Here is a 26,269-nt window from a genome sequence, read left to right as displayed (position 1 = left end):
GGGGAGCGGCGATGAAATGAACAGTCAGCCCGCGCAAGGATTGCCGTTGCCCAATACAGCGATTGCCTTCCTGTGGCGGTACGTCACGTTGAGGCCGTGGCACTTCGCGACGCTATTGCTGTTGGTAGTCGGCGCCGCGAGTTGCGCTGTCGCCGTGCAGTTCGGCATGAAGTTGCTAGTGGACGCCATGGCCCAGGGCAGGGAGGCCGCCGGTCACGTTTGGCTGCCGTTCACGGTGTTCATTGCTCTGATCGTGGTGGAAAACCTGTTCTGGCGGTCGGGTGGCTACCTGGGTTGCCGCACCGTGGTCGCCAGTTGCGCGGACCTGCGGATCGACCTGTTCAATCATTTGACGGGCCACCCGATGCGCTATTTTTCCGAGCATTTTGCCGGGGCACTGGCGAACCGGATTTCCTCGGCGGGGGCGGCGGCCGGGTCGATCTACGGTGGCCTCGCCTGGAAAATCATTCCGCCTTGCGTTGATTTCATCGGCGCCGTGGTGGTGCTGTTTACCGTGCGATTTTCGATGGGCATCGCATTGATTGGCGCCGTGGTCGCCGTGGCCTCGCTGATCACCATGATGGGCTTGCGTGGGCGCAGCCGGCATATCGATTTCGCTTCGCAGTCGGCGCGGGTGGGTGGTGAATTGGTCGATCAGGTGTCCAATGTCTGGACGATCAAGGCGTTCTCTGCCCGCCACCGCGAGCGGCGCCGACTGGAGCAGGCGATTGGCGTCGAGGCCAGGGCCCAGCGCCGTAGCTGGATCTACCTGGAAAAAGCCCGGGTCCTGCATGACATCTGCTTGTCGATCATGGCCGGCGGCATGCTCGGTTGGTCGATTCTGCTGTGGCAGGGCGGGCAGATCACGCCGGGCGATGTGGTGATGGTCAGCGCGTTGTCGTTTCGCATCCTGCACGGCTCACGGGACTTGGCGCTGGCGCTGGTGGACACCTCGCAGCAGATGGGTGTCATCGCCGAAACCCTGCGCATCATCGTCCAGCCTCACGCCCTCAGCGACACCCCGGCGGAGTTGGCGCCTGGGCGCGGCAACATCCAGTTTATCGACGTCACCTACAGCTACGCCGACGGCCGTGGCGCAATCAAGCATTTGTCCCTCGACATTCCGGCCGGCCAGAAAATCGGGATCGTCGGGCCTTCGGGGGCGGGCAAGTCGACGCTGATCAACCTGGTCCAGCGCTTGGACGATGTGCGTAGCGGGGTGATCCTGATCGATGGGCGGGACGTGCGCTCGGTCAGCCAGGATAGCCTGCGCAGCCAGATCGCCGTAGTGCCGCAGGAGCCGGCGTTGTTCAATCGGACCATTTACGAAAACATCGCCTATGGCCAGCCCGATGCCAACGAGGCGCAAGTGATCGACGCGGCCCGCCATGCCTATTGCGAAGAATTCATCCGCAGCCTGCCGGAAGGGTTCAACACCTTGGTGGGCGAACGTGGCGTGATGCTCTCGGGCGGCCAGCGCCAACGCCTCGGGTTGGCGCGAGCGTTCCTCAAGGACGCGCCGATCCTGATCCTCGACGAAGCCACCTCGGCGCTGGACTCCGAATCTGAGGCCAAGGTCCAGATGGCGCTGGATGACTTGATGCGCGGCCGCACCGTGCTGGCGGTGGCGCACCGGTTGTCGACGGTCGCGCGGTTCGACCGGATCCTGGTCCTTCAGGCCGGAAGAATTGTCGAAGACGGTTCGCCCGATGAACTGCGCCAGCGCGAAGGGCCGTTCCAGACGTTGTGGCAGGCACAGGGAATGGAACTGGGCAAGACCTAGTTGCTTTTGAAGGGATCCTGGAGAAACGTGCCTGCGCCCCGACCCGCTCAGCTACCGCGGTTCTCATTGATGAAATCCACAAACGCCCTCAGCGGCGAGGGCAGGTAGCGGCGGCCGGGGTAGTAGAGAAACGGTCCGGTAAAGCGCTGCCACCAGGGTTCGAGTACCGGCTCGAGGACGCCACTGTCGAAGTAGGGCCGCAGCCAGTCCTCGAATAGATAGACAATGCCCAGCCCATCCACTGCGGCTTGCACCGACAGGTCCACCGCGCCGCCGATCCGCACGATCAATGGGCCGCTCGGGTCGACGCTGATGGTTTCGCCATCTCGTTCATATTCCCAGAGCGGCATGGCGCCGCTGGGGAACTTGCCCCGCAGGCACGCATGTTCCAGCAGATCCCTTGGATGCTCCGGCCTGCCCCTGGCGTCTAGGTACGCGGGTGCGGCGGCGGTGGCGAAACGCTGGAATCGTGGCCCGATGGGCAGGGCGATCATGTCTTGCTCGAGGCGTTCGTCGTAGCGAATACCCGCGTCACACCCGGCGGCGAGCATGTCGACGAAGCTTTCTTCGGTAACCACTTCCAGGCGAATGTCGGGGTAGCTCTTGAGGAACGGCGCGATGATCGAGGGCAATACCAGGCGCGCGGCACTGACCGGCACGTTCAACCTGAGGGTGCCCGAGGGCCGGTCGCGAAAGTCGTTGACCACGTCCAGCGCGGATTCGACCTCGCCCAGGGCCGGCACGATGCGCTCCATCAACCGCGCGCCGGCCTCGGTCGTCGCCACGCTGCGGGTGGTGCGGTTGAGCAGGCGCACGCCGAGTCGGCTTTCGATCCGCCGTACGGCGTCGCTGAGGCTCGAGGCGGATCTGCCGCTCAGCCGGGCGCCCTCGCGAAAGCCGCCCGCATTGACTACGGCCACAAAGGCCAGCAAGTCTTGAATATCCGTCGCCATTGTTCCCTCCACCGTACAACCCGTCCGGATTGCACCTGATTATCAGTGGAGTGGTCAACGCCTATAGTCGGCTCACGCACATTTATCCAAGGGGTACGCGATGAGCAAGGCAGATAACGCAGGGAAGTTTTTACTGGGCGATCGTACGGTCAATCGCATGGGCTACGGCGCGATGCAACTGGCGGGACCGCAGGTCTTCGGACCTCCCAAGGATCCGGCGGCGGCCATCGCCGTGCTGCGCGAAGCCCTGGCGGCCGGAGTCAACCACATCGACACCGCGGATTTCTATGGGCCTCATGTCACTAACCAACTGATCCGTGAGGCGCTGCACCCTTACGCCGACGACCTGGTCATCGTGACCAAGGTCGGCGCGGTTCGTGGCGCCGATGCGTCATGGAACCCAGCCCAGAGCTCCGCCGAGCTGACCCGAGCGGTGCATGATAACTTGCGCAACCTCGGCGTCGAGGTGCTGGATGTGGTCAATCTGCGGGTCATGGGCGATGTGCATGCGCCCGCTGAGGGATCGATTAAAGAGTCCTTCACGGCATTGGCGGAGCTGCAACGCCAGGGTCTGATCCGCCATTTGGGCCTGAGCAATGTCACCGCCTCGCAGGTCAAGGAAGCCCAAGGCATCGCCAAGGTGGCCTGCGTGCAGAATCACTACAACCTGACTCACCGCGACGACGAACACCTTATCGCCGAGTTGGGCCGGCAGGGCATTGCCTACGTGCCGTTCTTTCCGCTCGGTGGTTTCACGCCGCTGCAGTCGGAGACTCTTTCCGCCGTAGCGGCGCGGCTGGAAGCGTCACCGCTGTGCGTTGCGCTGGCGTGGCTGCTGCAACGGGCGCCGAATATCCTGTTGATTCCCGGTACGTCGTCAGTGGCGCACCTGCGGGAAAACCTCACGGCGAGCGAGCTGCGGATTCCTACGCAAATGCTGGCTGAGCTTGAACATATGGCGTAGCCAGACGAAGCAGACGTTCATCGGTGCCGTCTCTGCGCGGCGCCGAAAAATCGAACAGCGCCCGGCCAGTCGATGTCCCAGACGTATGATTGTCAGGCAGGGATTTCGTTATGGCGGACTCTGGTATTCCCGGCCATCGCTGGGTCGATTCAACATGGGCCTTCTTGCAGGAGGGCTACCCTTTCATCCGCAAGCGTTGCGCGAAGTATCGCAGCCCGGTCTTCCAGACAAGGCTGCTGGGGCGGCGCACGCTTTGCCTCAGTGGGCTTGAGGCGGCAGAGCTGTTTTACGATGCCCGGCGCTTTGTCCGAACACCCACGTCGACGCCGGCACCGCTGCGCAACATCCTGTTGGGCACGGGCAGCGTCCAAGGCCTGGATGGGGCGCCTCATGCGCGACGCAAGCAGCTGTTTCTCGAGCTGTTGGACACGCAGAACGTGCAGCGCCTGGCCCGGCTCTTTGAGGCGCGCTTGAGTGAGGCGATCGCCAGACTGCCGGCGAACCAGCCGTTCGATTGTCTGCCCTGGCTGGAGGCGCTGCTGTGTCGGTCGGTCTGCGAGTGGGCGGGCGTTGCGCCGATGAATGATCAGGCGATGCACCGCCTGACTCGCCGGCTCGCCTCGCTGATCGATGGCAATGGCCGCCTTGACTGGCGCATGCCGGCCGCCTGGATGCGACGCAAGGCCTGCGAAGCCCAGGCCGTCGGCTGGATCGAAGAGTGCCGGCGCGAGGGCGATTCAGCGGCGCAGCAATCCCCGCTGCACAAACTCGCCCAGCACCGCGATGACCAAGGTCAGTTGCTCCCACCCCACGTAGCGGCGGTCGAGTTGCTTAACCTGTTGCGCCCCGTGGTGGCGGTGGGGCGCTTTCAGTTGTTCGGGCTTATCGAATTGGAACGTCGGCCGCAATGGCGGGCCAATATCGTAGCCAACGAGGGTGCGGCCTGGGCTTTCTCCGAGGAAGTGCGGCGCTTTTACGCGTTCTTTCCGATGGTGGCGGCGTTCGTGCGCGAGCGTTTCGAGTGGCGAGGCTATCGCTTCGAAAAAGGCACTCGGGTGTTGCTCGATCTGTTTGGCACCAACCGTGATCCGTCGCACTGGAAAACCCCGGAGAGCTTCGCTCCCGAACGTTTCGGCCAGTGCCCGATGAAAACCTCTGTCATCAGCCAGGGCGGCGGTGAATACACGTATCACCGCTGCCCGGGCGAGCCGCTGACGCTGGCCCTGATGCAGCAGACCTTTGAATATCTGTGCCGCCATGTGCATTGGCGGCTGGACGTGAAGGAGGTCGATTTTCAGCGCCTGCCCATGTTGCCCAGGGAGCCGGTGCTGATATCGGTGGTAACCGGCTAGCTGCGCGCCTCATCCGTTTCGTTTCGGTGATGTTCCGGCCAACTGTCGACGGGGCGCGCGCGGTCTTCGTTGAACATCTCGGTGAGCAATGCGTTGGCCCGCCGGTAGGCGTCGTGCCGGAACTTGAGGTCGTCTTCCGGCTGGGCGACGATTTCTTCGAGCATCTGCAGGTTGAGGCGACGGAACTGATCGGCGCGCTCACGCGCCTCGTATGCTCCGACACCCATTTGCACCAGCGCACTGCGGCCCAACGACAACGCGCTCTCGAAGGTTTCCCGCTCGGCGATTTCCACGCCCATCTGACGCAGGTTGATCAGGTGGCCCATGTCCCGCGCGCGAACGACGAGTTTCAGCATGGGGAAGTGCTCCTGGGCCAACCGGGTCAGTGTCAGGTTGTCTTGCTGATCGTCGATCGCATTGATCAGCACCGCCGCCTGGGCCGCCCCGGCCGCGTGCAGCAGATCGAGGCGCGTGGCGTCGCCGTAGAACACCTTCACGCCGAATTTTCGCAGTGTCTCGATGTTGTCGGGGTCGTGATCCAGGACCACCACCTCGACGCCGCAGGACATCAGCAAGCGTCCGGCGATCTGCCCGAAACGGCCGAAGCCGGCGATGATCACCCGCGGGTTCTGCTGGTCGACGAGGTCGGATTCCTGGCGGCCTTTTTTGCCGGCCGACTCGATCCGCTCCAACACCAAAATGAGCAAGGGCGTCACGCACATCGACAACGCCACCGCCAGCGTCAGGCTCTTGCCCCACTGGTCGGTCAGGATGCCGGCCAGCGTCGCGGCGCCGAACACCACGAAGGCGAACTCACTGCCCTGGCCGAGCAATACCGCCTGCCAGGAACGCTGGCCGGCGGGAACATTCAGGAAGCGACTGACGGTCTTGATCACCAGCAGCTTGATCAGGATGAACCCGAGGGTCAGGGTGATGACTTTCAGCGGTGAGTCGATCAGCGTGCCGAAATCGATCGACATGCCGACGCCGATGAAGAACAACCCCAGCAGCAGGCCCTTGAACGGTTCGATGTCGCTCTCCAGGGCATGGCGGTATTCGGAACTGGCCAACAGCACACCGGCGAGGAAGGCGCCCATGGCCATCGACAGGCCGGCTTCTTCCAGCAGAAAGCCGAAGCCGAACACCAGGAACAACGCCACGGCACTGAAGATTTCACGCAGGCCCGAGCGCGCGGCGAAGCGCAGCAGCGGTCGCGTCACGTAACGCCCGAGCAGCACGACGACGCTGATGGCGGCGACGATCTTGACGATCGACAACGCCAGGGCGGTACCCGACGGTGTGGTGCCGTGGGCCGAGAGCAACGGGATCATGGCGACCAGGGGAATGGCCGCGATGTCCTGAAACAGCAGCACGGCAAAGCTGCTGCGGCCCACGGCGGTCGCGGTCAGGTTGCGTTCGCTCATTGCCTGCATGGCGATGGCCGTGGAGGAAAGGCTCAGGGTCAGGCCTACCAGCAATGCCGCCGTCCAACCCAGCCCGAGCGCTGCGCAAAACGCCGCAATGGCGGCACCGCAAGCGAGCATCTGTAGCGCGCCGCCACCAAACACCATCCGACGCAGCGCCCACAGGCGTTTGGGATCGAGCTCAAGGCCGATGATGAACAGCATCAGGACCACGCCGATTTCGGCGAACTCCAGGATGGCCTTGACGTCGGTAATCAACTTCAGCCCCCACGGGCCGATCACGCAGCCGGCCAGCAGGTAACCCAGCACCGGGCCCAGGCCGAAACGTACGGCAATCGGTACGATCAACGTCGCCGAGGCCAGGTAGATCAGCATTTCAATCAGGCTATGGGTCTCCATATCAATCTTCCTTCCAGGCGGCCAGGCGTTCGCCGTAGTGTTCGATTTGTGCGCGTTGGGCGTCGGATTCGGCGGCATACGCGCCATGCACGACCACCGGCTCCAACCAGCGCATGTGGCAGTAAAGCGCGGTCGCCTGGAGGGGCTGGGCCAGCACGCAAAAGCCTGGATAGGCGCCCATCTGGAAATGATCGTGTTCGCCGCCGGTGGTCACCGCCCAGAGCAGGCTTTTGTCCGTGAGGGCCGTTGCGCCTTTGCCGTACGCCCAGCCGTGGGTAAACACCTTATCGATCCATAATTTCAGCAGGGGCGGCATGCTGTACCAGTACATCGGATGCTGGAGCACGACCAAGCCTGCCTGTTCGACGGCGCGCTGTTCGGCCTCGACGTCGATGTCGAAGTTGGGATAGAGGTCGTAGAGAGACCGTATCACCACGTGCGGATGGGTGGACGCGCGCTTGAGCATTTGCTGGTTGACCCGCGACTGGTCGGGGTAGGGATGGGCGTAAACGATCAGGATCATCAGGCAATTCCAGGCGACTGGGTCCAAGGCAAAAGGCCGGACATCCTACCGGGGAAGGCGCGTGATGTTTAGGGCATTGTTCGCCCAGGGGTCAATTGAGCGGGAGCGTGACTTTGACCTCCAGGCCACCATCGCGCCGATTCCTGAGGGTCAGCGTGCCGCCATGCTCCAGCACTGTCGCCCGCGCCGCCGACAGGCCCAGGCCGACGCCGCCGGTGTTCTTGTTGCGCGAACCCTCGATGCGAAAGAATGGCGCGAAGACTTGCTCATGAAATTGCGGCGCGATGCCCGGACCGCGGTCGAGGACGCGGATCTCGACGCAGTCCGTGTAGGCCTTGAGCTGGACGCTGGGCTCGGTGCCGTATTTGATCGCGTTGTCGATCAGGTTGGTCAGCGCACGTTTTATCCCGATGGGCCGGCCCACATAGACAAAGCGCTGGGCGCCCGCAAAGTAGACCTCGATACCTGCGTCCCTGAAGTCATCGACGACCGTATGCAGCAGTTCCGCCAGGTCGAATGCCGTGGCGTGCTCGAGCCGCGCTTCGTCGCGGAAGAATTCCAGCGCGGCGTTGACCATCGCCTGCATTTCGTCGACGTCCCTGAACAACCTCGATTGCTGTTCGGCGTCCTCAATGAACTCGCCGCGCAGGCGCATGCGGGTCAGTGGCGCCCGCAAGTCGTGGGAGATGGCGGCGAGCATTTGCGTGCGGTCCTGGACGAAGTGCTTGAGCTGGGCCTGCATGGCGTTGAAGGCCAGGATCGCCTGGCGTATTTCGTGGGGGCCGACGACCGGGATGGGCGGCGCCCGGAAATCCACGCCGAAGCGCCGGGCACCCTCGGCGAAGCGTTCCAGCGGTGTCGCCAGGTGCCGCGTGGCAATCAGGGCGACGACCAATGTCGAGAGCAGGATAAGCGCGATAATGATCAGGTTGCGCTGCCATTCCCCCAGTCCCCAGCTGCGTGACGCCACGGATAGGTCCACCCAGGTATGGTCCGCCAGCTCGATGATCAGGGCGTAGCGCCGGGCGGGGTCCTCGGCGGGCCAGTCCCCCGGCTCGTAGGCCTCGATGCGGGCGTCGGGCCTGCCCAGTTGACGACGCAAAAACGCCGATCCCTCGCTGAACTCCGGGTCGTCGACGATGGGCAACCGCGCCTCTTCACGGCGCTGCAACCACTGCACGCTGAGCCCTTGGTCGCTGGCGGCCTTGGCAATGTCGAGCCGTTGTCCGGGGGCGACCGAGTCGATGATGCGGGTGATGGCCGCAGCCTTTTCCATCAGGCCGGTTTCCATCAGCGGAGGGCGCGCCCAGGCACCGGCCAACAGGGAAAACAATTCGTTGAGGGCCAGCAACGTCAGCATCGCGACCATGGTAGTCAGGGCGATCCAGCGCGCGACCGTGTCCCGTGGCCGAGGCACTTTGGCGCGCTGGCCGGTCATCGTTTCACCACGTGGGGACTGAACAGGTAGCCGCTGTTGCGAACGGTGCGGATCATCGATGGGCCCGTAACGTCGGACTCCAGTTTGCGTCGCAGTCGGCTGACCTGGACATCGATGCTGCGGTCAAACGCATCGAAGGTTTCGCCACGAGCCATATCGAGCAACTGCTGGCGGGTCAGTACGCGGCGCGAGTGTTCGGCGAACACCAGCAGCAGCTCGAATTCACCGGCCGACAGCGGGATCATGACCTTGTCGGGGGAGCGCAATTCGCGCCGGGTGACGTCCAGCTGCCAGCCTTCGAATTCCAGGACCGGCCGGCTCGAATCTCCCAAGGCGCCCCTGGCTTCGCCGGTGCGCCTGAGGACGGCGCGCACCCGGGCCAGCAGCTCCCGCGCGTCGAAGGGTTTGGTCAGGTAATCGTCGGCGCCCATTTCCAGGCCGACGACGCGATCGCTCAACTCGCCCATGGCGGTGAGCATGATGATGCCGACCCGGTGTTCGGTCCTTAACCGTTGGCAAAGCACCAGCCCGTTATCGCCGGGGAGCATGACGTCAAGAATGATCAGGTCTGGCTGCCGACGTTCCACCGCTCGCCACAAGGCGTTGCCGTCGGCGGCGACCTCAACGCTATAGCCATGTTGTTCAAGAAACTTGCGCAGGAGGGCGAGGACTTCGAGGTCATCGTCCACCAGGAGTAAATGGCTCACGGTGGTCACGTCGGGCAGTGAATACAAGGTCAATACTAGGGTGATTGCGGGGTGCGCGTCATATATTTCAATCCGGAAATAAAGCGACCGGCGCGCAACATTGTGGAAATCTTCGGGCAAGAAAACCGCGGCAGGATTGCGTCGATGTCAGCCAGTGAAGCTGTGCACTGAACCCTGTGGCGAGGGAGCTTGCTCCCGCTTGAGTGCGAAGCGCTCATGGATTTTTGGGGGCCGCTTCGCGACCCAGCGGGAGCAAGCTCCCTCGCCACGGGTTTGGTGTTCGGCTTTCAACGGGTAGGCACTCCTTATTCCTCGCCGAGATAATTCTGTATGCCGATCGCCAGACCCGCGCCGCTGCTTGCTCGATCCACCGTCGTCGTTGCGCTGGCGGCGTTCGCCAGCGGTTGCACCAGCACACCCGCCGCCACGCCGGGCAGTTGCCAGCCTGCTCCCTACGCCGTGCACGACCCCGTCGAGCCGGTGAACCGCGGCATCTTCGCCTTCAACCGCACGCTCGACGACTACGCGTTGGCCCCCGTCGCCCGGGGTTATCGCAAACTGCCGGACATGTTCCAGACCGGCGTGCACAACTTCGTCGCCAACTTCGGCGAGCCCAAGGTGTTCATCAACGATCTGTTGCAAGGCAACGGGCAGCGCTCGGTCACCACCCTGGGGCGTTTTGTCATTAACACCACCGTGGGCATCGTCGGGCTGATCGACGTGTCGGGCAAAATGGGCATCGAGCGCCACGAGGCCGATTTCGGCCAGACCTTCGGCGTCTGGAACATCGCCCCCGGGCCGATTGTCGAGCTGCCACTGTTTGGCACTGGCAACTTGCGGGACGCGACCGGCAAGGTGGTGAGCTTCGCCGTGGACCCGTTCGGCAGCAACAGCGATACCGTCGAGACGTTGGGCACGATCAAGACCGTCGGCGGTGTCGTCGATGGCCGGGCGGAGGCGCTGCCGCTTACCGACAAACTCCAGGCCAAACCTGATTATTACGTGGCGCTTCGTGACGTGACCGCGCAACGGCGCGCCGACTTCGTCGCCGAGGGCAAGCTGGGCTCCGTGCAAGACGAGCCGCAATGCCAGGAAGAAGGGGCCGCGGATGAATAGCGAAGCACTGGTCCTGCACCGGCGGGTGAAAAACCTCGGCCAAGGTGCGCTGCACTGTCATGAAGTCGAACTGCGGCTTGCCGAGGATGGCCGGCACGTGTTGCTCAGCCGCTATGTCGAACGGTACCGGCATGACCAGGCGGGTTTGAACGTGGTTCAGCATTATCGCGTGCCAGTGGCGAGCGTGATTCGCTGGATGATCAACCATGGCGAGCTGGGGAATGTCCCGTGAGGGCTTACCGTAGTGGCGTTTTCCCATACCTCAGACTTTGAAATATTTTTACACATTTCCAGTCTAATTATAGTTGTACGATGTCGTACGAAATATGATGGACTGTCTCCGTTCTCACAAAAAAAATAACGGAGATCCATCCATGTCGAGCATTCCTTCCGTAGAAGGCAAGGCCAGTGCCCCCGCGCAAGGTCGCTTCACCCGACTGTTAAAGCTACTTGGCCCCGGTATCATCGCGGTACTGTCCTGGCTGGGCGCTGGCGACCTCATCACCTCTTCCGTTGCCGGCGCGAACTACGGCTACGCGATGATGTGGGTGCTGGCGGTGTCCCTGCTGCTTCGATACCTGATCGTCAACATCATTGCGCGCTTCCAGCTCTGCAATAACCAGGGCATGACCATCCTGCAAGGCTACGCACAACTGAACCCGTTTTTTGCCTGGTTCATGCTGGTGTACGCGCTGCTCATGGGGCATCTGATGAATGCCTACATGATCAAGGGCGCCGGTGAGGCCTTGGCCATGCTGCTCAAGACGGACTACGCGCTGCTCTGTTCGGTGGCGGTGGTGCTGGCGGTGTGGATGCTCGTCGGGCGCAATATCTACACGATGATCGAAGGCGTGATGAAGGTGCTGCTGGCGATCATGACGCTGGCGTTCCTGGCGCTGGCGGTGATGTCCGGACCGGATGTCGCTGGTATCGTCAAAGGCACCATCGGCTTCAGCATCCCGCCCGATGAAGGCGTGCACGGTGCGCTGCTGGTGGCGGTGTCGGTGATCGGTGCTGTGGCGGGTTCCATCGCCAACTTCGTCCACCCCTACGTCATGCGCCAGAAAGGTTGGGTCGGGCCGGAGCACAAGCGCATCCAGCGTAACGACCTGCTGTTTGCGGTGTTCGTCGGCATCGTCATCAACCTGGCGATCTGGATTGTCGGCGCGGAAATCCTGCGGCCCAACGGCATTGAGGTCAACACCTTGGGCGACTTGGGCAAGGCCCTGGAAATCTTCTTCGGCCCGATCGGTTGGTACGTCTTCTTCATCGGTGTCTTCGCCACCTTGTTTGCCAGTATTTCCGGCAAGACCACGGCGTTCCCGATGCTCATCACCGACGCTTTCCAGCACGTCAAGCCCGAGCGTCGCGAGCGTTATGGCAAGGAGTTCCATCGCGACCCGATGCACAAGTGGTTCATGTTGTTCATTCTCGTGACACCGCTGATCTGGTCGCTGCCGGGCATGCCGGACTTCGTGACCCTGACCATCGGTGTCAATGCGCTGAACATCATTGGCTTGCCGGTAATTTCCCTGGGCCTGTTGATCATGTCCAACCAGAAGTCGTTGCTGAGCAAGGAATACCGCAACAACCTGTTCGAAAACATCGCCCTGGTCTTTGCCACTGGCCTGGCGCTGTGGGTCGCATTCCAACTGGGCGTCGATCTGTTCACCTGAGGCCTGGTCATTCACCTTCGCGGGGGGCTGCTAGACTTCACCGTCCAGTCCCTTTCGGAGAAGCGCAATGAATAATAAAAACAGGATCTGTCTCTGGTACGACGGCACTGCGCAGGAAGCGGCGGAGTTCTATGCAAGGACGTTTCCCGACAGCGCAGTGGACGCCATCCATCATGCGCCGGGCGATTACCCGGCCGGTCAGCAGGGCGATGTGATCACCGTGGATTTCACGGTGATCGGCATCCCTTGTATCGGGCTCAACGGCGGCGCGATGTTCAAGCACAACGAGGCTTTTTCGTTCCAGGTCGCCACCGATGACCAGGCCGAAACGGACCGCTTGTGGAACGCGATCATCGACAACGGCGGCCAGGCCAGCGCCTGCGGCTGGTGCAAGGACAAATGGGGCGTGTCGTGGCAGATCAGTCCCCGCGTGCTGGTCGATGCCGTCACCAGCACCGACAAGGCTGCCGCCAAGCGTGCCTTCGAAGCCATGATGACGATGACCAAGATCGACATCGCGGCGATCCAGGCAGCGGTGAAAGGTTGACGCCTCGCCATCGCGGACCTGTTGGCGATGGCATTGCTTTGTCGCCCTCAGGTCAACGCGTTACCTGTCGCCTTCAGGCAATTTGGCGATCACCTTGATCTCGAACTGAAAACCATACAGCCACGTCACGCCCACCGCCGTCAGCGTCGGGTGCGGCGCGTTGCCCCAGAATTCGGGCACGACGCTCCAGACCCGCTCGAAAATCGACTGCGGGTCGACCATGAAGACCGTGACATCGACCACATCGTCAAAGCTGCAGTCAGCGGCGGCGAGTATCGCCTTGAGATTGTTGAAGGCGCGGCGGACCTGGTCTTCCAGCACGGGCTCGGGCGAGCCATCCTCAGTGCTGCCGACTTGCCCGGAGACGAACAGGAAACCATTGGAACGAATCGCCGGCGAATAGCGGTTGCGTTCGTATAGCGCCTGGCGTCCGGGTGGGAAAACTACGTCACGCGGTGTCATGGGAACCTCCGGAAATCATGTGGAACGACGCGAATTCATCGTTGCAGCCACTCTAGGGGCTTGTACCCGGGCGATAAACGAGCAACCTTGGCGCTCACTGTTCGTGAATCCCAAACAATCTGACGGAGGCGGCGGAGAAGATGGATCGTTTCGATGCGATGCAAGCGTTTGTTCGAGTGGTGGAGGCGGGCAGTTTTACCAAGGCGGCGCAAACCCTGCACATGAGCAAGACCACCGTGACCCAGTTGGTACAGCAGCTCGAGGCACGCTTGCGGGTCAAGCTGCTCAACCGCACGACGCGCAAGGTCAATGTCACCGCTGACGGTGCAGTCTTCTATGAGCGAGCGATTCGCCTGCTGGCTGACATGGACGATGCCGAGACCAGCCTGTCGGGCGCCCAGGCGCTGCCTCGAGGGCGTCTGCGGGTTGATGTGCCGAGCCCGCTGGCCGCGATGATCCTGGTGCCGGCGCTGCCGGCTTTTCATGCCCGCTATCCGGACATCCAGATCGACATGGGCGTGAGTGATCGCATCGTCGACATCATTGATGAAAACGTCGATTGCGTGGTGCGTGGCGGTGAACTGAAGGATCAGTCGCTGATCGGCCGGCGCGTCGGCGACCTGGCCCTCGGCGTCTTCGCCGCGCCGAGTTACCTGGCGCGCGTGGGCACGCCCGTTCATCCCCTGGAACTGGAGGATTCCGAGCACCGCATCGTCGGTTTCCTCTGGGCACGCACCGGCAAAGCGCTGCCTTACGCCATGCACAACCAGGACGAGCGCCTGCACATCAAGGGGCGCTACGTCGTGGCGGTCGACGATGGCAACGCTTACCTCGCCGCAGGCTTGGCGGGGTTGGGAATACTCTGGCTGCCCAGCTACATGTCACGACTCCACGAGGCGCAGGGTACGCTGGTGCCGCTGTTCGCAGGCTGGCGCCTGGACCCGATGCCGCTCTACGTGGCTTATCCGCCGAACCGTCACATCAGCGCCAAGTTGCGAGTGTTCATCGACTGGGTGGTCGAGCTGATGGCGCAACATGCACCTATCCTTGATCGGCACACGTCATGAAAACATTCTCGATAGCAGAGGAGATGCACGATGGACCGATTCACCGGCGGTTGCCTGTGCGGCAACATTCGCATTGAAGCTTCGGGGCGCCCATACCGGATCGGCCTTTGCCACTGCCTCGATTGCCGCAAGCACCTTGGTGCACTGTTTTACGCCGCCGCCGTGTTCCCCGAGGACGCGGTGACGATCAAGGGCGAAACCCGGGACTATGCTGGACGCCATTTCTGCCCCACCTGCGGCTCATCCCTGTTCGCCCGCAGTGGCGACGAGATTGAAGTGAACCTGGGAACGCTGGATGCGTCCGACCAACTGATGCCCACCTACGAAAGCTGGACCGTGCGCCGCGAGTCCTGGCTGCCGCCGTTTGCGCTGGCCCGGCACTACGAACGTGATCGTGAGGGCACGGGGCGGTTCGAGGAGTAGGGCGGTCACTCGAACCCGACAATCGCCTTGATTTCCAGATACTCCTCAAATCCATGGACCCCATATTCGCGTCCGTTTCCCGAGCGCTTGTAACCACCGAACGGCGCCATGGGATTCCAGGCTGGGTAGTTCAACAACACTTGCCCGGCGCGGATGCGCGCAGCCACGGCGCGGGCCTGATCGAGGTCCTGGCCTTGGACATGGGCGCCCAGGCCGTAGACGGTGTCGTTGGCGATGGCCACTGCTTCATCCACCGTGTCGTAGGGGATGATGCACAGCACCGGGCCGAAGATTTCCTCCTGGGCGATGCGCATGCCGGTGCTGACGTGAGAGAACACCGTCGGCCGGGTGTAGAAGCCTTTTTCAAAACCGGCTACGCGCCCCGGACCGCCGCAGAGCAGTTTTGCCCCTTCATCCAGGCCCGCTTCGATCATGGCCTGCACGCGCTTGAACTGTGCCTCGTTGGCGATCGGGCCCAGTACGGTTTCCTCCGACAAGGGGGCGCCGACGATGATCGCGTTGGCGGTGGCCGCGGCCAGCGCCTCGACTTCCGCCAAGCGGTTGCGCGGCACGATCATTCGGGTCGGTGCGCTGCACGACTGGCCGACATTGCGGAACGCCGACATCACTCCCGGCGGCACCGCTTTGGCAAAGTCCGCATCGGGCAGCAATATGTTCGGTGACTTGCCGCCCAGCTCCTGGGTGACGCGCTTCACCGTGGTGGCGGCGGCTTGCGCGACCAGGGCGCCCGCGCGGTTGGAGCCGGTGATGGAGATCATGTCGATGTCGGGGTGTGCCGCCATGGCCGCGCCGACCTCGGCACCGCTGCCATTGACCAGGTTGAATACGCCTGCAGGAAGGCCCGCGTCATGCACCAATTGGGCGAAAAACAAGGCGCTCAAGGGCGACAGTTCGCTGGGCTTGAGCACCACGGTGCAGCCGGCGGCTATCGCCGGGGCGACCTTGGCGGTGATCTGGTAAAGCGGCCAGTTCCACGGGGTGATCAGGCCGCAGACGCCGATGGGTTCGCGCACGATGGCCGTGCCGTTTTCGACGTGCTGGAAGTGATAGGAAGTCAGCACATCGCGCGCGACCCGAACGTGCTCAGCGGCCAATGGCACCTGCATGGACCGTGCGAAACCGATGGCCGCGCCCATCTCCAGGCACAGCACCTGGGCCAGCGCTTCCTTGCGTTCGAGCATCAGCTCGTGAATCTTGCCGACGATCAACGCACGATCCGCCACCGGCGTTGCGGCCCAGTTGGGAAACGCCGCGCGAGCCGCGGCGACGGCGCGGTCAACGTCTTGGGAGGAGCCCTGGGCGACCTCGGCGATAATTTCCTCGGTGGCGGGATTGATCACCGATAGCGTCGTTGATCGGGCCGGAGACTGCCAGCGACCATCGATATAAAACTGCCCGGTGGTTTGCGCAATATTCGAGGTTTGGGTGGTCATCCAACGGGCTCCTGGGGCAGTGACGACGCTGCCGAAAGCAGGTCGTGATTCTTCCCGATAAACTAACAAAGCGGCCCTGGCGGGATGTGCCGTTGTTGAGCCTGGCAAAGAACAATCTGCTGTATCTGCCAGGCTAACTTCGCAAAAAATGTAGCGACATCGGTTCCGGGGGGCTGAGGTCTATTTCATGCCCTTAACCGCCACCGGCCAGCGCTTCGATTTCAATCAGGTACCCGTGATGCAGAGCCGGCACGGGGACCACTGCACGTGCGGGTCGATGGTCGCCCAGATAGCGCGTGTAGATCCGGTCGAACGCAGGCCAGTGCTCAATGCCTGCGATGTACACCGTCACCTTCAACAAGTCACTTGGACGCCGGCCCGCCGCGCCGAGAATCGCCATCAAGTTATCCAGGGCGACGGTCACTTGCACCTCGAAGGGCTCGCCAATGCGGTGGCAGCCATCGGCGCGTATCGGCAATTGTCCCGAGACATACAGCATGCCCTGGTACGCGACCGCTTGGGAGTAATGTCCGCCTGGCGCTGCGGCATCAAGGGTCTGGATAAAATCGATTTCACCAGCCATGCAGGCGACTCCAGGTTTGCACCTCGCCGGTGTCCTTGCAGGCGTGGTAATGGGGAAACTGCGCGCCGGTGGCGCAGGCATGGTTGGGCAGGATGCGCAGGCGGTGGCCGACCGGGAAGCGCGTCGTGATATCGAAGCCCGTGGCATCGGCGAGGGTGATGATGCCGTGTTCCTGATTGGCGCCCGTGAGCAGTGCGCCCTCGATCCATTCGCCGGCTTCGGTGCACACTTGTCCATAGCCGAAATCCCGCTGCTGACGTTGGGTCCCGCGGTCGCGGCTCATGGCCATCCAGCCAGCATCAGTGATGATCCAGCCTTTGTCGGGCTGATGGCCGATGACGGTGGTCAGTACGCTCAGCGCCAGCTCATCCGGCTGGCAGACGCCAACGTTCTGCATCACCAGGTCGAAGAACACATAGACGCCAGCGCGCACTTCGGTCACGCCCTCCAGGCTCAGCGCCGACAACGCAGTGGGCGTCGAACCGATGCTGACTTGCGGGCAGGCCAGCCCGGCTTCGCGCAGACGTTGCGCGGCGCTGACGCAAGTGCTGCGTTCCTGTTCGGCCAAGACTTTTAGCGCCTGCGGGCTGTCGAGTTCGTAACTGGAGCCGGCGTGGGTCATGACCCCGCAAAGCGGCATGCCGCCGTCGTTGAGCAACCGTGCAATGGCGATGAGTGAGTCGTCATCGACCCGCAGGCCGGATCGATGGCCGTCGCAGTCGATCTCGATCCAGACGTCGAAACGCGCGTCGTGCTGCTGGCCGAAATCAACAATGGCCTGCGCTCCCGCCAGGCTGTCGGTGAGGATGCCCAGGCGGCAACCCTTGCGCTTGAGGACCAGAGCTTGAGGCAATTTTCCGGGCGCCATGGCGACGGCATAAAAGATATCCTCGATGCCAGCGGCGAAGCAATGTTGCGCTTCCTTTAAAGTGGACACGGTGACGCCGCTCGCACCTGCGTCGATCTGCGCCTGGACCACCGGCAAGCATTTGCTGGTCTTGATGTGCGGCCGCAAGCGCACGCCCAAGGCGTCCATGCGCTGCTGCATGCGCTGGATATTGCGGTGCATGCGTGTGACGTCGATCAGGGCGCAGGGGGTATCGAGCGTGGTGATTGAGGCTGGCATGGGCTGGACTCGGTTGGCTGGGACTGGCGTGACTCTACTCAGTCAGCGTGAAGTCGTGGTTCAATGCGCCATCATCAATCATTAAGTTGAACTGAATGATCAGCCTCGAAGACCTGCGCATGACCGTGACATTGGCGCGTTCCGATTCTTTGAGCGCTGCCGCCAGGGCGCTGGATGTCTCGCCCCCCGCGCTGTCGATGCGCCTGCGCAAGCTGGAGGCATTGCTCGGCCTGACCCTGGCCAACCGCGACGCGCGGCGCCTGAGCCTGACGGCCGACGGCGAGCGTTTCGCCCAACAGAGTTCGAGCTTGCTGGAACAGCTTGAAGCGCTACCCGAGTCGTTCAGGCGCCGCAATGATCAACTGGTCGGCACTCTCAGGTTGGCGGCGCCGTTCGGCTTCGGGCGTCAACGCGTTGCGCCGCTGCTGGCGCGTTTTGCCCGGCTGCATCCGCAGTTATGCCTCCATCTCGATTTGCGGGAAACGCCTTGGCCCGATCGTCACGACAGCGATGCGGTGATCCACATCGGCAACCTCAGCGACAGTCTTTGGGTCGCCCGCCCCCTGACCTCGAATGAACGATGGCTCTGCGCGAGCCCGGCCTATCTGGAGCAACACGGTATGCCTACGTCACCCGAGCAACTCGCCGGGCACCGCTGCATTTGCATCCGTGAAAACGACGAGGATGTCACGCTGTGGCACCTGCGCAACGAGCAACGGCGCAAAACCCTGCGCATCAAGCCGGCCTTGATGAGCAACGATGGCAGCGTGGCCCGGCGCTGGGCGGAGGAGGGCCTGGGGCTGGTGTTACGTTCGCAGTGGGACGTCAGCAAATCCGTGACCGAAGGACGGCTGGTGCGCGTGCTCGCGGACTGGCGGTTCGACAGCGCACCGATCAATTTGCTGGTGCCCTCGCGCACGTTGCGCAGTGCGCGGGTGCAGGCGTTGGTGAGCTTCCTTGAGGCAGAGCTTAAAAGCTGATCGTGGCGCTTGGTGTGCGGTGCAACGTCGGTTTCTCTCGAAGCGCATCGTAGGCATCCCGGTGAGGCTGGCCGTCCAACGGCTCTCTTTCGGTGCGACGGGGGTAGCCGGCACACGCCGACGCTTCGGGATGGGGCCTTTGTAACCGGCCGCCGTAGCCAACGGTAGCAACCCAATTTCGCGCCGCAACGGCGCTTAGCCGTTGGCTTTTCCTATCTGGCTGATTTCATTCGCTTTCCATTTATCCCTCCCCAGGGCCGAAAGGCTGTGGCACACTTTCTGCTGTCTATTCCGTTGTTACATACCATGTTCCGGTATAGCGGAATAAACTCACCTTGGAGTGCTTGCCATGCAACGCCGACCTTCCTTGTTCAAAGCGTGTGTTTTTTTCTTCGCAGCCACGACGGCTGCCATGGGTGTCGCCCAGGCGGCCGACAGCAAGCTCGACAGCGTGCTGCAACGCGGGAAATTGATCGTGGGCACCGGCAGCACCAACGCGCCGTGGCACTTCCAGGGAGCGGATGGCAAGTTGCAGGGGTTCGATATCGACATTGCGCGGATGGTCGCCAAGGGTCTGTTCAATGATCCGGAGAAAGTCGAGTTCGTGGTGCAGTCGTCCGATGCGCGGATTCCCAACCTGCTGACCGACAAGGTCGACATGAGTTGCCAGTTCATCACCGTCACCGCCAGTCGCGCCCAGCAAGTGGCGTTCACCCTGCCTTACTACCGCGAAGGGGTGGGTCTGCTATTGCCGGCCAACAGCAAGTACAAGGAGATCGAAGACCTCAAGGCGGCGGGCGATGACGTCACCGTGGCGGTGTTGCAGAACGTCTATGCCGAAGAACTGGTGCACCAGGCGTTGCCCAAGGCCAAGGTCGATCAATACGACAGCGTCGACTTGATGTATCAGGCGGTGAACTCCGGCCGCGCCGATGCCGCCGCCACCGATCAGTCTTCGGTCAAATACCTGATGGTGCAGAACCCTGGGCGCTACCGCAGCCCGGCCTATGCCTGGAGCCCGCAAACCTACGCCTGTGCAGTCAAGCGCGGCGACCAGGACTGGTTGAACTTCGTCAATACCGCGCTGCACGAGGCCATGACCGGCGTGGAATTCCCCACCTATGCGGCGTCGTTCAAGCAGTGGTTCGGTGTCGAGCTGCCGTCGCCCGCCATTGGTTTTCCGGTTGAATACAAATGACCCTGTGAGCCCGGAGCGCCACATCAAGGCGCTCCGACTAAGGTATTGCCGACCATGAATTATCAGTTGAACTTTGCCGCCGTCTGGCGCGATTTCGACACCTTGCTGGCGGGGCTGGGCCTGGGCCTTTCCCTGGCGCTGGTGTCGATTGCCATCGGTTGCGTGATCGGCCTGCTGCTGGCGTTCGCGCTGCTGAGCAAGCACCGCCTGCTGCGAGTGCTGGCCTCGGTGTACGTCACGGTGATCCGCAATACGCCGATCCTGGTGTTGATCCTGCTGATCTATTTCGCCTTGCCGAGCCTGGGCATTCGCCTGGACAAGCTGCCGTCGTTTGTCATCACTCTTTCGTTATACGCCGGGGCCTACCTGACCGAAGTGTTCCGCGGCGGGCTGGTGAGCATTCACAAGGGACAGCGTGAGGCGGGGTTGGCGATCGGCCTGGGCGAGTGGCAGGTGAAGGCCTACGTGACCGTGCCGGTGATGTTGCGCAATGTGCTGCCGGCGCTGTCGAACAACTTCATTTCGCTGTTCAAGGACACGTCCCTGGCGGCGGCGATTGCCGTGCCTGAGCTGACCTATTACGCCCGCAAGATCAACGTGGAGAGCTACCGGGTGATTGAAACCTGGCTGGTGACCACGGCCCTGTATGTCGCGGCCTGTTACCTCATCGCCATGCTGCTGCGGTATTTCGAGCAGCGCCTGGCGATCCGCCGTTAGGAGTGTTCCATGTACGAATCCCCCAGTTGGTTGCATGAGTTGTGGGTCGCCCGGGACACCTTGCTGGCCGGTTTCCTGACCAGTGTGCAGTGTTCGCTGCTGGCGATTGTGTTGGGCACCTTGATCGGCGTCGTCGCCGGATTGGCGCTGACATACGGGCGGGTCTGGACGCGCGCGCCGTTTCGTTTCTACGTCGACCTGATTCGCGGCACGCCGGTGTTTGTGCTGGTGCTGGCCTGCTTCTACATGGCGCCGGCGCTGGGCTGGCAGATCGGCGCGTTCCAGGCCGGTGTCCTGGGCTTGACGCTATTTTGTGGTTCGCATGTCGCCGAGATCGTGCGCGGTGCGTTGCAGGCCTTGCCCCGTGGGCAGATGGAAGCGAGCCAGGCCATCGGCCTGACGTTCTACCAGGCGCTGGGCTATGTGCTGTTGCCCCAGGCGTTGCGGCAGATCCTGCCGACCTGGGTCAATTCCTCCACCGAGATCGTCAAGGCCTCGACCTTGCTGTCGGTGATCGGCGTCGCCGAATTGCTGCTCAGCACCCAGCAGATCATCGCCCGGACGTTCATGACCCTGGAGTTCTACCTGTTCGCCGGGTTTCTCTTTTTCATCATCAACTACGCCATCGAATTGCTCGGGCGGCACATTGAAAAGCGGGTGGCCTTGCCATGACTGACGTATCCCTCTCGAACGCCCAACCGCTGCTGGACATTCGCGGCCTGCGCAAACAATACGGTCCGCTGGAAGTGCTCAAGGGTGTGGACCTGAGCATGCAGCGCGGCAACGTGGTCACGTTGATCGGCTCCAGCGGCTCGGGCAAGACCACGCTGTTGCGCTGCGTGAACATGCTGGAAGAATTCCAGGGCGGCCAGATCGTGCTCGACGGCGAGTCCATCGGTTATGACGAGGTGGACGGCAAGCGTGTCCGCCATCCTGAAAAAGTCATCGCCCGACACCGGGCGATGACCGGCATGGCCTTCCAGCAATTCAACCTGTTTCCCCATTTGACCGCGCTGCAGAACGTCACGCTGGGATTGCTCAAGGTGAAAAAGCTGCCCAAGGATGAAGCGGTGGCCTTGGCTGAAAAATGGCTCCAGCGGGTCGGCCTGCTGGAACGGCGCGATCATTTTCCCGGTCAGTTGTCCGGCGGCCAGCAGCAGCGCGTGGCTATTGCCCGGGCCATCGCGATGAACCCGAGCCTGATGCTGTTCGACGAAGTGACTTCGGCCCTGGACCCGGAGCTGGTTGGCGAAGTACTGAACGTGATCAAGGGGCTGGCCGAAGACGGCATGACCATGTTGCTGGTGACCCACGAAATGCGCTTTGCCTTCGAGGTGTCCGACAAAATCGTCTTCATGAACCAGGGCCGCATCGAAGAGCAGGGGCCGCCGAAGGAACTGTTCGAACGACCCCAATCGCCACGCCTGGCGGAATTTCTCAAGAACACCCGTTTTTAAATTCAATTCAACAAGGAGATAACCATGAGCATTACGCGCTACGGCACCGGCAGCACCGCAGGCGGCGGCCAGCCACGGCCATTCGCCCGCGCCGTGGAGGCCGATGGCTGGTTGCACGTGTCCGGCCAGGTGCCGGCGGTGAACGGCGAGATCATTGCTGGCGGCATCGTCGAGCAGACGCACCAGACCATGAAAAACCTGATCGCGATACTCGAAGAGGCCGGTTACGACCTCAAGGATGTGGTGCGCTGTGGTGTATGGCTGGATGACCCGCGGGACTTCTGGAGTTTCAACAAGGTCTTCGGCGAATACTTCAGCCCGGAACACGCCCCGGCCCGGGCTTGTGTGCAGGCGAGCATGATGGTCGATTGCAAGGTCGAGATCGATTGTGTGGCCTACAAGAAAAAGGCCTGAACACGATACTCTGGCGAGGCCACTTTCCGTGGCGAGGGAGCTTGCTCCCGCTCGGCTGCGCAGCAGTCGCAAAAATGGGCCTGCTGCGCAGGCCAGCGGGAGCAAGCTCCCTCGCCACAAGGGCGTTCGTGCCCGTTGAAAATTGATCTCAGGAACCGCAGACATGACCGAAGACACCATCAAACGCCGGGCTCGAGGATTGGATCGGGCGTTCGATATTCTCGATTTCCTCAAGGAAATCGGCCAGCCGCTGCGCCCGAACGATATTGCCAGCGGCATCGGCAGCCCCAAGTCCACGGTCTATGAACTGGTGGCGTCGCTGCTGGAGCGGCGCATCCTCGAGCCGGTGGGCAAGGACGGTCACGTCTACCTGGGCCGCCAATTGTATTTCCTCGGGCAGGCGCACCTGCGGCATTTCGATTTGAGCCGCGAGGCCGATCACGCCTTGCAGGAAATCGTCCGCCAGACCCGGGAAACGGCGCAGATGTGCCTGCTCAACGGGCGCAAATACACCGTCGCGCTGATGAAGGAGGGCGAGCGGCATTTTCGCATTTCGTCGGACATCGGCGAGAACGCGCCGATCCCCTGGACCGCGTCCGGGCGCCTGCTGCTGGCACATTTGAGCGACCAGCAGATCGTCGACCTGATCGACCCGGACGACTTCATCCTGCCGGACGGCGAGCGCCTGCCCCTTGAACAGTTCCTCAAGGAAATCCGCCAGGCCGGCATGGATGGATTTTTCTCCTTCGACAGCGTTGCCGACACCTTCACCCATTGCTTCGCCGCCCCGGTCAAAGACCCCAATGGCGTGGCGATTGCGACCCTGTGCATCGTCGCCCCGAGGGCCGACGCCAAGGACAATTACGCCGACTACCGCCGGGTGCTGATCGAAAGCGCCAACAACCTGGCCCGTCGCATCAACGAATAGACAGCCGAGGCTGTGTGAGGAGTTCAACCATGTCTTCTGCGATTCATAACGCTGGCGTCGAGAAGGGCGCTGCCGCGCCGGGTACCCATTTGCTGCGGGACGTCAGCCTGCCGGCACTGGTGCTGCACCGCGACGCGTTGGAACACAACATTCGCTGGATGCAGAAATTCGTCAGTGACAGCGGTGCCGAGCTGGCGCCCCACGGCAAGACCAGCATGACCCCGGCACTGTTTCGCCGCCAGATCGAAGCCGGCGCCTGGGGCCTGACCCTCGCCACGGCGGTGCAGACCCGTGCCGCCTACTCCCATGGCGTGCGCCGTGTGCTGATGGCCAATCAGTTGGTGGGCAGGCCGAACATGGCGCTGATCGCCGATCTGCTGGGCGACCCGACGTTCGAATTCCATTGCCTGGTTGATCATCCAGACAACGTCGCCGAGCTTGGGGCCTATTTCGCCTCTCGCGGTGCGCGCTTGAACGTGATGATCGAATACGGCGTGGTCGGTGGTCGTTGTGGTTGCCGGACCGAGGCCGAGGTGCTGGCCCTGGCAGAGGCCATCGGCGCGCAACCGGCGCTGGCATTGACCGGTATCGAAGGCTACGAAGGCGTGATCCACGGCGACCACGCCGTCAGCGGCATCCGTGCGTTCGCCGCGTCCCTGGTGGGACTGGCGATGCAGTTGCAGGACAGCGGCGCGTTTGCCATCGACAAACCCATCATTACCGCCTCGGGTTCGGCCTGGTATGACCTGATCGCCGAGTCGTTCGAAGCGCGCAATGCCCACGGACGTTTCCTCAGCGTGCTGCGTCCCGGCAGTTACGTGGCCCATGATCATGGCATCTACAAAGAGGCGCAGTGCTGCGTACTGGAGCGGCGCAACGACCTGCACGAAGGCCTGCGCCCGGCCCTGGAAGTCTGGGCCCACGTGCAATCGTTGCCGGAGCCGGGCTTCGCGGTGATTGCCCTGGGCAAGCGCGACGTCGCCTACGACGCCGGGTTACCGGTGCCGCTCAAGCGCTACACGCCCGGTTCGGATTCGGTGGCTGGGGACGACATCAGCGGCTGCAAGGTGACGGCGGTGATGGACCAGCATGCGTTCCTGACGGTGGCGCCGGGCGTCGAGTTGCGGGTAGGCGACATCATTGCGTTCGGCACCTCCCATCCGTGCCTGACGTTCGACAAATGGCGGGTGGCGTGCCTGGTGGATGAGGGATTGCGGGTAGTCGAGAGCATGGAAACCTGTTTCTAACGTTCAGACCGAGTCGCGCCCAGACCTCCTCGAAATGCCAGGATTTATCCATGACAGCTTCAAAACCTCGCATCGCGCTGATCGGCGAATGCATGATCGAACTGCAAGAACGCGCCGACGGCAGCCTGCAACAGAGCTTCGGCGGTGACACGCTGAACGCCGCTGTGTACCTGGCCCGGGCCTTGGGCGACAAAGGTTCGGTGGATTACGTCACCGCCCTGGGCGATGACAGTTTCAGCGACGCCATGTGCCAAGGCTGGGCGGTTGAAGGTATTGGCCTGGGCATGGTCCAGCGCTTGCCGGGGCGTCTGCCGGGCTTGTATTGCATCCAGACCGATGCGGCCGGTGAGCGGCGTTTCCTGTACTGGCGCAACGAGGCGGCGGTGCGCGAGTGCTTCACCACGCCGGCCGCCGCGCCGATCCTGGCGGCGTTGCCTGGCTATGACGTGCTTTATTTCAGCGGCATCACCCTGGCGGTCATCGGCGAGCAGGGGCGGCGCAAACTCATCGAGACCCTGATCGAGGCGCGCCGGCGCGGCGCCCAAGTGGTGTTCGACAATAATTACCGGGCCAGGCTTTGGCCCTCGATCGAGGCCGCCCGCGCGGCTTATCGCAGCGTGTTGCCCTACGTCGAGCTGGCGCTGTTGACGGTGGATGACGAACAGGCGCTGTACGGTCACGCCGACAGCGAGGCGGTGTTTGCCGCGTATGCGCAACTGGGCACGCCGGAAGTGGTGCTCAAGCGCGGCGCCGAGGCCTGTCTGATCTGTTGTGATGGTCGGTCTTACGACGTGCCTGCCCAGCGGGTCGAACGGGTGGTGGACACGACGGCGGCGGGTGACTCGTTCAGCGCCGCCTACCTGGCGAGCCGCTTGCTGGGTGGCAGCCCGGCGGAGGCGGCCGAGGCCGGGCACCTGTTGGCGAGCCGGGTGATCCAGGTACCGGGGGCGTTGATTCCCAGGTAGCGACATCCCTGAGATCATGCATTTGTGGCGAGGGGATAAATCCCCTCGCCACAAGGGGTCGCTTCGCAGCTCAGGATCGCTTCAATCCCGGTAAAACACCTGCACCAGGTGATAGCCGAACTTGCTCTTGATCGGCCCGTGCACCACTCGCAACGGCTTCTTGAAAATCACCGCGTCGATGGCGCCGACCATCTGCCCCGGCCGTACTTCACCCAAGTCACCGCCGCGCTTGCCGGAGGGGCAGGTGGAGTATTTCTTGGTCAGGACGTCGAACGCCTCGCCCTTGGCGATGCGTTGCTTGAGCTGTTCGGCTTCTTCGGCGGTTTTCACCAGGATATGGCGGGCTTGGGCTTTCATTGCAGCGGT

28 protein-coding genes are annotated in these 26,269 nt (G+C 62.7%); 18 read left to right on the top strand and 10 right to left on the bottom strand.

Translation table 11 applies throughout. The features are described from left to right. Positions 1-16: 16 nt before the first annotated feature. The gene (locus HU762_RS13275) at positions 17-1,783 is read left to right on the top strand and encodes an ABC transporter ATP-binding protein (RefSeq protein ID WP_186637538.1); all 1,767 of its coding nucleotides are present in this window, start codon (positions 17-19) and stop codon (positions 1,781-1,783) included. Between the two features lie 47 nt (positions 1,784-1,830). Here HU762_RS13275 and HU762_RS13270 read toward each other — a convergent pair whose 3' ends face one another. Then, positions 1,831-2,736, bottom strand: a complete 906-nt coding sequence (locus tag HU762_RS13270) for a LysR family transcriptional regulator (protein WP_186637535.1) — start codon at positions 2,734-2,736, stop codon at positions 1,831-1,833. 100 nt (positions 2,737-2,836) lie between these two features. Between HU762_RS13270 and HU762_RS13265 the strand changes: the two genes are divergently transcribed. Together HU762_RS13265 and HU762_RS13260 are read left to right on the top strand one after the other, a co-directional pair. After that, positions 2,837-3,700 carry an aldo/keto reductase family oxidoreductase gene (locus HU762_RS13265; protein ID WP_186637532.1) on the top strand — a complete coding sequence of 288 codons (864 nt, stop codon included), beginning with the start codon at positions 2,837-2,839 and terminating at the stop codon, positions 3,698-3,700. A gap of 110 nt (positions 3,701-3,810) precedes the next feature. Continuing rightward, the gene (locus tag HU762_RS13260; RefSeq protein ID WP_186637529.1) at positions 3,811-5,052 is read left to right on the top strand and encodes a cytochrome P450; all 1,242 of its coding nucleotides are present in this window, start codon (positions 3,811-3,813) and stop codon (positions 5,050-5,052) included. Here the strand turns inward: HU762_RS13260 and kefC are convergent. The 4 genes from kefC to HU762_RS13240 form a co-directional block, all read right to left on the bottom strand. Next, a complete protein-coding gene (gene kefC, locus HU762_RS13255; protein ID WP_186637527.1) occupies positions 5,049-6,875 on the bottom strand; it encodes a glutathione-regulated potassium-efflux system protein KefC in 1,827 nt (608 codons plus the stop codon). The two genes, HU762_RS13260 and kefC, sit on opposite strands and share 4 nt — an antisense overlap. Before the next feature lies 1 nt (position 6,876). Beyond that, positions 6,877-7,398, bottom strand: coding sequence for a glutathione-regulated potassium-efflux system oxidoreductase KefF (gene kefF, locus HU762_RS13250; RefSeq protein ID WP_186609183.1), 522 nt, complete (start codon positions 7,396-7,398; stop codon positions 6,877-6,879). A 91-nt stretch (positions 7,399-7,489) separates the two neighbouring features. Further along, complete coding sequence (locus tag HU762_RS13245; RefSeq protein ID WP_186637525.1) at positions 7,490-8,836, bottom strand: ATP-binding protein; 1,347 nt, start codon at positions 8,834-8,836, stop codon at positions 7,490-7,492. Next, entirely contained in the window at positions 8,833-9,543 is a 711-nt protein-coding gene (locus HU762_RS13240; protein ID WP_186637523.1) for a response regulator, read from the bottom strand. Before HU762_RS13240 ends, HU762_RS13245 begins: the two co-directional genes overlap by 4 nt. A gap of 330 nt (positions 9,544-9,873) precedes the next feature. Here HU762_RS13240 and HU762_RS13235 point away from each other — a divergent pair, with 330 nt between their 5' ends. The 4 genes from HU762_RS13235 (at position 9,874) to HU762_RS13220 (ending at position 12,882) form a co-directional block, all read left to right on the top strand. Beyond that, positions 9,874-10,659: a VacJ family lipoprotein gene (locus HU762_RS13235; protein ID WP_186637521.1), complete on the top strand. Its 786-nt coding sequence runs from the start codon at positions 9,874-9,876 to the stop codon at positions 10,657-10,659. Continuing rightward, positions 10,652-10,891: a hypothetical protein gene (locus tag HU762_RS13230; RefSeq protein ID WP_186637519.1), complete on the top strand. Its 240-nt coding sequence runs from the start codon at positions 10,652-10,654 to the stop codon at positions 10,889-10,891. Before HU762_RS13235 ends, HU762_RS13230 begins: the two co-directional genes overlap by 8 nt. Positions 10,892-11,033: 142 nt before the next feature. Next, positions 11,034-12,335: an Nramp family divalent metal transporter gene (locus tag HU762_RS13225; RefSeq protein WP_186637517.1), complete on the top strand. Its 1,302-nt coding sequence runs from the start codon at positions 11,034-11,036 to the stop codon at positions 12,333-12,335. A 67-nt stretch (positions 12,336-12,402) separates the two neighbouring features. Beyond that, the gene (locus HU762_RS13220; protein ID WP_186637515.1) at positions 12,403-12,882 is read left to right on the top strand and encodes a VOC family protein; all 480 of its coding nucleotides are present in this window, start codon (positions 12,403-12,405) and stop codon (positions 12,880-12,882) included. Positions 12,883-12,942: 60 nt separating this feature from the next. Here HU762_RS13220 and HU762_RS13215 read toward each other — a convergent pair whose 3' ends face one another. Next, the gene (locus HU762_RS13215; protein WP_186637513.1) at positions 12,943-13,344 is read right to left on the bottom strand and encodes a RidA family protein; all 402 of its coding nucleotides are present in this window, start codon (positions 13,342-13,344) and stop codon (positions 12,943-12,945) included. A gap of 140 nt (positions 13,345-13,484) precedes the next feature. On the opposite strand from HU762_RS13215, the gene HU762_RS13210 reads away from it, so the two are divergent. Both HU762_RS13210 and HU762_RS13205 read left to right on the top strand, forming a co-directional pair. After that, complete coding sequence (locus HU762_RS13210) at positions 13,485-14,411, top strand: LysR family transcriptional regulator (protein ID WP_186637511.1); 927 nt, start codon at positions 13,485-13,487, stop codon at positions 14,409-14,411. A gap of 30 nt (positions 14,412-14,441) precedes the next feature. Further along, positions 14,442-14,834 carry a GFA family protein gene (locus tag HU762_RS13205; RefSeq protein WP_186637509.1) on the top strand — a complete coding sequence of 131 codons (393 nt, stop codon included), beginning with the start codon at positions 14,442-14,444 and terminating at the stop codon, positions 14,832-14,834. Between the two features lie 5 nt (positions 14,835-14,839). Here the strand turns inward: HU762_RS13205 and HU762_RS13200 are convergent, their stop codons facing one another. From HU762_RS13200 to HU762_RS13190, 3 genes are all read right to left on the bottom strand, one after another. Next, positions 14,840-16,288 (bottom strand): aldehyde dehydrogenase family protein, encoded by a 1,449-nt coding sequence (locus HU762_RS13200; protein ID WP_186637507.1) that lies wholly within the window; start codon positions 16,286-16,288, stop codon positions 14,840-14,842. A gap of 193 nt (positions 16,289-16,481) precedes the next feature. Then, a complete protein-coding gene (locus HU762_RS13195) occupies positions 16,482-16,871 on the bottom strand; it encodes a RidA family protein (RefSeq protein ID WP_186637505.1) in 390 nt (129 codons plus the stop codon). Further along, positions 16,861-17,997 carry a DSD1 family PLP-dependent enzyme gene (locus HU762_RS13190; RefSeq protein WP_186637504.1) on the bottom strand — a complete coding sequence of 379 codons (1,137 nt, stop codon included), beginning with the start codon at positions 17,995-17,997 and terminating at the stop codon, positions 16,861-16,863. The genes HU762_RS13195 and HU762_RS13190 overlap by 11 nt, the downstream gene beginning before the upstream one ends. A gap of 95 nt (positions 17,998-18,092) precedes the next feature. Here HU762_RS13190 and HU762_RS13185 point away from each other — a divergent pair, with 95 nt between their 5' ends. From HU762_RS13185 to HU762_RS13145, 9 genes are all read left to right on the top strand, one after another. Next, entirely contained in the window at positions 18,093-18,977 is an 885-nt protein-coding gene (locus HU762_RS13185; protein ID WP_186637502.1) for a LysR family transcriptional regulator, read from the top strand. Positions 18,978-19,326: 349 nt separating this feature from the next. Beyond that, on the top strand, positions 19,327-20,175 hold the full coding sequence (locus HU762_RS13180; protein WP_186637500.1) for a transporter substrate-binding domain-containing protein: 849 nt from the start codon (positions 19,327-19,329) through the stop codon (positions 20,173-20,175). 54 nt (positions 20,176-20,229) lie between these two features. Continuing rightward, entirely contained in the window at positions 20,230-20,892 is a 663-nt protein-coding gene (locus HU762_RS13175) for an amino acid ABC transporter permease (RefSeq protein WP_186609149.1), read from the top strand. A gap of 9 nt (positions 20,893-20,901) precedes the next feature. After that, positions 20,902-21,564, top strand: coding sequence for an amino acid ABC transporter permease (locus tag HU762_RS13170; protein WP_186637498.1), 663 nt, complete (start codon positions 20,902-20,904; stop codon positions 21,562-21,564). Next, positions 21,561-22,349 carry an amino acid ABC transporter ATP-binding protein gene (locus tag HU762_RS13165; RefSeq protein WP_186637495.1) on the top strand — a complete coding sequence of 263 codons (789 nt, stop codon included), beginning with the start codon at positions 21,561-21,563 and terminating at the stop codon, positions 22,347-22,349. The genes HU762_RS13170 and HU762_RS13165 overlap by 4 nt, the downstream gene beginning before the upstream one ends. 24 nt (positions 22,350-22,373) lie before the next feature. After that, positions 22,374-22,763, top strand: a complete 390-nt coding sequence (locus HU762_RS13160) for a RidA family protein (RefSeq protein WP_186637492.1) — start codon at positions 22,374-22,376, stop codon at positions 22,761-22,763. Between the two features lie 163 nt (positions 22,764-22,926). Further along, the gene (locus HU762_RS13155; RefSeq protein ID WP_186609141.1) at positions 22,927-23,691 is read left to right on the top strand and encodes an IclR family transcriptional regulator; all 765 of its coding nucleotides are present in this window, start codon (positions 22,927-22,929) and stop codon (positions 23,689-23,691) included. Positions 23,692-23,720: 29 nt separating this feature from the next. Continuing rightward, positions 23,721-24,938 (top strand): amino acid deaminase, encoded by a 1,218-nt coding sequence (locus tag HU762_RS13150; protein WP_186637490.1) that lies wholly within the window; start codon positions 23,721-23,723, stop codon positions 24,936-24,938. A 50-nt stretch (positions 24,939-24,988) separates the two neighbouring features. Continuing rightward, a complete protein-coding gene (locus HU762_RS13145) occupies positions 24,989-25,903 on the top strand; it encodes a sugar kinase (protein WP_186637488.1) in 915 nt (304 codons plus the stop codon). Between the two features lie 81 nt (positions 25,904-25,984). On the opposite strand, the gene HU762_RS13140 is transcribed toward HU762_RS13145, so the two are convergent. After that, positions 25,985-26,260: a peptidylprolyl isomerase gene (locus HU762_RS13140; RefSeq protein WP_186637485.1), complete on the bottom strand. Its 276-nt coding sequence runs from the start codon at positions 26,258-26,260 to the stop codon at positions 25,985-25,987. Positions 26,261-26,269 lie beyond the last annotated feature (9 nt).

It is taken from the genome of Pseudomonas sp. SWRI92 (genome assembly GCF_014268685.1).
Classification (GTDB): domain Bacteria; phylum Pseudomonadota; class Gammaproteobacteria; order Pseudomonadales; family Pseudomonadaceae; genus Aquipseudomonas; species Aquipseudomonas marvdashtae.
This window is presented reverse-complemented; position numbering and strand designations above follow the sequence as displayed.